Origin of the sequence: Dyella sp. KRB-257, from assembly GCF_049445995.1 — a bacterium.
In the GTDB taxonomy this organism is placed as follows: domain Bacteria; phylum Pseudomonadota; class Gammaproteobacteria; order Xanthomonadales; family Rhodanobacteraceae; genus Dyella_A.
Genome location: NZ_JBMSDZ010000045.1, coordinates 1 through 4,387, shown reverse-complemented (window position 1 = coordinate 4,387; position 4,387 = coordinate 1). Strand labels below are relative to the sequence as shown.

The window sequence follows — 4,387 nt, the reverse complement described above, 5'->3', positions numbered from 1 at the left end:
GCGGGTCAGGCGTGATCTCGGCGGCGAGGGGTGAATTGGTGGTCATCGGTGTACTCCAGCAGCGGAGCCCATTTGTTATAGATAAAAACCGAGGGTAGCTGTTGGGTCATACGTTGACACGTAGGGCGGCGGCAAGGGCCGCCTTGTTGACCCCCCTCATGCGGCGTTTCGCCCCGCGAAATCACCACAGCGAAGCACTATGCGCGGCACGGACGTATAGACGTCCGTAAGCCGGCTCGGGCATGGTGAGGTGGTCACGGAATCAGGTTGGTGTGTTGCCAACGTTCTCGCCGATGTGCGTCTGCGCAGGTGACCAGATCACATCGCCGGCTTTGAACGATCGCTTGATGTTCTTGCCATTTGGAAGGTGAATAATTCGCTCGAACGGCCCGAGCGCGTACAGAACGAAAGCCGGATGGCGATGTTGATGGGTCTTCTCACCAGGCCGGTCTCTGTAATCGAGAACGCGAACACAGGCGTTTTCCATCAGTGTCTTGTATTTGTCACCATCGGTCTTGACCGGATCTTGGGCAAGGGTAGGGGTACAAGCCGAAAGCAACACCAGAAATGCTAACAAGCGCGACATCTCGATCTCCTATTTGGGTTCACGATGATCTTTCTGTGACGCCTAACGCAAAGCTAAGGAGCGGCCGCGCAGCGGCCGTCCCGCTTGAGCGCGTTGTTAGGCACCGCTCGCGGACTCTGAACTTGGATCATGAACTGCGGTTGCGCCCGCGCAGCTGCATCATTGCGTTTGGTTCCATTGCGGATTTCTGGATGATTGCACGCTTGATCATGGGAACGTCAATGTTGTTTGGCGCCACGTCGTTGTCCAGAAGCTGCGACCCCCAGACTGCGTTGTCTTGAATGGCTTGGTTGAGTTCGTCGAACTGGGCTTGAAGCCAAACAGCAATGTGTGGCGCGCTGGTCAGAAACGCTCGAAACTCCTCGACTTCGTCAGCACTCCAATCCGAGCGCCCTTCCAACACATCGGCCACGCAATAGCCAGAATTGTAGGATGGCGCGTTGGGTGGTGTGCCTTCGCCTTCGACGAAGTAGCCAACGACGAGATGATCCCGCAGAGCTTCCGGTGTAGTGATGTTCAACCGTAGGGCGACGATGGCGAAATACTTCGATTCATCCGGGCCGGTGGTAAGCGCTTCTAGATACGGACTGGCGCTCAGCGCTACATGACGGCCGCTTTTGAGTTGCGGCATTCGTTACTCTCCTGGGGAAGGTGCCTAACGCTGGAAGTAAGCGGCGGCGGGTCTTTTCCGCCGTCCGCTTGACTGACTTGTTAGGTGCCAGCCGGCACGAGTACGAACATGAAGTACGCACAAACCGGCCAGCCCACAAAACCCGCGATGCTGAGTGTGAATGCCCCAACAGCGCGCTCTACTATGAAGCCGAGCAGCGATGCTACAAGGCCAATGACGAATATGACGAACGGCACCCACCAGACGACGGCCCAGCCGTAGTAGATGAGATAGGCGAAGCCTGCAAGCATGCCAAGGAATGCAGACAGGCTCAGGATGAGGCCAAACACTTGGCTCGCACCGCGGAAACGCCTTGCGTGCAGTTGTTGGTAGAAAACAAAAATGCCGAATAGGCAGTAAAAGCCAATGGAAGGCCAAGCAAACATACCTTGATTCCCCCTGTGGTAGCAACGCGATGCGCGAGACCGACGTAAGACCTACAGATCTTCAGCTTTTATCCCAAGCCTCAAGCATTAATTGGTCGTTGGCGCTACAGGCCATGACCTCCCGCTTGTTCCAAGTTACTTTGCTGCTCCAGCCTTGCGGAAGCACGTAATCGTCGCCTATGACCAGCGGACTATCGTGTGCCGGCGGGCCGGCTTTTATGATTGGAAGCAGAACGCGGGCTGTGGACGCGTACTTATTCGGGTACCCGCCACCGCCGAGGTCAACTACCTTGTTGTCTTTGACAAGCTGGTCGAGCCAGTCCAAGCCGAATACGCTGGTCATCCAACGCGCAATGAAGATGTCTGGCGCAGTGGGGCGATATACGAAGATTTCCCATCCGAGCACCTTGAACCTCCTACTGGCACCTAACGCAAAGGTAAGCGGCGGCGGTACGCCGTCCGCTTGACCGCCGTGTTAGACGGCGGTGCCACCACGGCAACGCCCGATGTTAAACGAAGCGACGACGCCCATGCCGCGAACGCAACGGATGGGTTGAACCTGGCACTGGCGGCGATGCTCGCCGGAGCCACAGAAACATTCCCGCAAGCCGCACGCGAAACCGTTGCGACGGCGCTGGCCGAAGCGGCTCTGATGCTGGCGCGTGCGATCAGCTCCATGTTGCGGCGAACTCCCCCTGAAAATAATGGCTGCTGCACTGCCGACTAACGCTGGAGTTAAGCGGCACGCGGCTTTTCGCGCGTCCGCTTGGACGAATGGTTAGGGCGGATTACCGACCGCAACAAGGGCAAGAGCCGCCGTGCGGGCCTGTCTGCATTTTGGTGACTGAAGCGTTGACGCTTTCGCGGAATACACGTTTGGTATAGTCGCCCCCTTGGCTGAACCCCTGAAGCTCCTTTTGAAACTCGGCTTTCTGAGCATCGGTGAGCTGCAGAAAACCTTGAAGAACCTGCGCAACTTTATTGTCCATTTTAGAATCTCCCACAAACGTTACAGTCGGTTGAAATTATGTCACGTGGTACTTGTTTACATTCTACGCAAGCTCGCTGGAAGTAGCGTAGACCATGCCTATGGCCCTTTCGTAGCTCTTTGTCCGTTACCGTCTTTTTAATGTCCTGTTGCCTGCGTGCCTCATCTTTGGCGATTAACTCATTTGATTTTGCCTGAAGGTCAGGGGACGGACTTGTTGCAGTTGACCCCAGCCTCTTGAACTCCTCAGACAGGAAGAAATTAGCACTGGCGGATTCGTGCGCATACTCCAACTCTGAAGGCCAGGACCGGACGACGGAGGCAATGCTGAGAAGCAGTTGAGCCAGCCCCAAGAGACCTGCAGCGAAGAAAATTAGTGGGAGATAGCTCGCGTGCGCTCCATAGGCAAGAACAATACCACCCACAAGTGCTGGCACAGCGATGCCAAGATAAGAAATGAAATCTAGAAGCTTCCTGTAGCGATTTGCCCGCTCAATGAATATTTTTCCCGTGCCGTAGCAATCTATTGCTCGGTTCCAGCATTCGGCGCAGATCTTGTCAGTCAGTTGAGTTCTTGCCATGTCGTTTCGGGAGCCCTAACGCTTGAGTTAAGCGGCGGCGCAGCCGTCCGCTTGGACGAGAAGTTAGACGGTTGCGACGAGGTACGCTTGGGCGAGGCTGCTGGCCTGGACGAGCGCAGAACGACGAGCAACCGACCCCCCACAAGCTACCAGCTTTGAAAGCGGAGGGCTTGCCGCAATGCCGCGCGAAATGCTGCTGCGGCGAGAGACGACAAGCCAGCGCGAAGCTGGGCGAAACACACGCAACGAAGAAACAACACGAGCTACCGACTAACGCTTGAGTTAAGCGGCGGCGAAGCCGTCCGCCTTGAACGAACTGTTAGCCAGCATCTGCCAATGCGTCCAGCTCACGGATGACGGCAGCAAGATACTGAGCGAGGTTGAATACATCAGTGCCAGCGTCGCCACACTTCTCAAGTGCGATTTGCTTCAGGTCACGGGTAACAATCTGCGAATTTTCAACAAGTTTCTTCCGACGCTCAACGGGATCTGCGACGTTCTTGAAAAGCGGATCATTGCTCATGTGTTTCTCCTTGCTTCGACGATTGGTGCTGGCTAACGCTTGAGTTGAGCGGCGGCGTAGCCGGCCGCCTCGAACGAACTGTTAGCCGTCGCCTCAGATGTCGGGACAAAATGAATTGTCGCCTTGCGCCCAAAGCTCTGTTGCTTTGGCGGACTTTTCCCACATGTGGAAGACGTTGAAGGCGTAGCTTGACGTAACCGACGTGCCGGTCGGCGCAGCTTTGATGTCAACGACGAGTGGCATGGCAGCGGTACCGACAAGATTGAACATGACCTCCGCTGTTTTGTTATCCGGAAACATGGTGCCGCGGACTACGCTCGCTGAGCCTGAGTCCAAGCACCGCTGTGCGTTCTTGTAGATGAGCCGGTAAACGTCCTGGTAATTCGAAGCAACTTGAAACTGCACGACACCCTTCGGTTGTGTGCGGGTTCCGCTAGCAGTGAGGTTTGCGCAACCCGCAACCAACAGTGCCAACGCCAGCAAGAAAGTAAACTTTGACCATTGCTTCATCGGGTACTTCCCCATAACGGCTAACGCTTGAGTTAAGCGGCGGCGGAGCCGTCCGCTTGGACGAGAAGTTAGACGGTTGCGACGAGGTACGCTTGGGCGAGGCTGCTGGCCTGGACGAGCGCAGAACGACGAGCAACCGACCC

Annotated in this window: 9 protein-coding genes; 1 reads left to right on the top strand and 8 read right to left on the bottom strand. The window is 56.1% G+C overall.

The features are described 5' to 3' along the window. Window positions 1-262: 262 nt before the first annotated feature. The 4 genes from ACO2Q2_RS17315 to ACO2Q2_RS17300 form a co-directional block, all read right to left on the bottom strand. Window positions 263-586 carry a hypothetical protein gene (locus tag ACO2Q2_RS17315; RefSeq protein ID WP_423257494.1) on the bottom strand — a complete coding sequence of 108 codons (324 nt, stop codon included), beginning with the start codon at window positions 584-586 and terminating at the stop codon, window positions 263-265. A gap of 127 nt (window positions 587-713) precedes the next feature. Then, window positions 714-1,217: a hypothetical protein gene (locus ACO2Q2_RS17310; protein WP_423257493.1), complete on the bottom strand. Its 504-nt coding sequence runs from the start codon at window positions 1,215-1,217 to the stop codon at window positions 714-716. An 80-nt stretch (window positions 1,218-1,297) separates the two neighbouring features. Beyond that, on the bottom strand, window positions 1,298-1,642 hold the full coding sequence (locus tag ACO2Q2_RS17305; protein ID WP_423257492.1) for a hypothetical protein: 345 nt from the start codon (window positions 1,640-1,642) through the stop codon (window positions 1,298-1,300). Between the two features lie 61 nt (window positions 1,643-1,703). Beyond that, window positions 1,704-2,048, bottom strand: coding sequence for a hypothetical protein (locus tag ACO2Q2_RS17300; RefSeq protein WP_423257491.1), 345 nt, complete (start codon window positions 2,046-2,048; stop codon window positions 1,704-1,706). 57 nt (window positions 2,049-2,105) lie between these two features. Here ACO2Q2_RS17300 and ACO2Q2_RS17295 point away from each other — a divergent pair, with 57 nt between their 5' ends. Next, window positions 2,106-2,369, top strand: a complete 264-nt coding sequence (locus ACO2Q2_RS17295; RefSeq protein WP_423257490.1) for a hypothetical protein — start codon at window positions 2,106-2,108, stop codon at window positions 2,367-2,369. Between the two features lie 61 nt (window positions 2,370-2,430). Here the strand turns inward: ACO2Q2_RS17295 and ACO2Q2_RS17290 are convergent, their stop codons facing one another. The 4 genes from ACO2Q2_RS17290 to ACO2Q2_RS17275 all read right to left on the bottom strand — a co-directional run bounded on the left by ACO2Q2_RS17290 (window position 2,431) and on the right by ACO2Q2_RS17275 (window position 4,244). After that, complete coding sequence (locus ACO2Q2_RS17290) at window positions 2,431-2,631, bottom strand: hypothetical protein (protein WP_423257489.1); 201 nt, start codon at window positions 2,629-2,631, stop codon at window positions 2,431-2,433. Between the two features lies 1 nt (window position 2,632). Beyond that, on the bottom strand, window positions 2,633-3,211 hold the full coding sequence (locus ACO2Q2_RS17285; protein ID WP_423257488.1) for a mobilome CxxCx(11)CxxC protein: 579 nt from the start codon (window positions 3,209-3,211) through the stop codon (window positions 2,633-2,635). A 319-nt stretch (window positions 3,212-3,530) separates the two neighbouring features. Beyond that, a complete protein-coding gene (locus ACO2Q2_RS17280; protein ID WP_423257487.1) occupies window positions 3,531-3,734 on the bottom strand; it encodes a hypothetical protein in 204 nt (67 codons plus the stop codon). 93 nt (window positions 3,735-3,827) lie between these two features. Further along, entirely contained in the window at window positions 3,828-4,244 is a 417-nt protein-coding gene (locus tag ACO2Q2_RS17275) for a hypothetical protein (protein WP_423257486.1), read from the bottom strand. Between the last annotated feature and the right edge of the window lie 143 nt (window positions 4,245-4,387).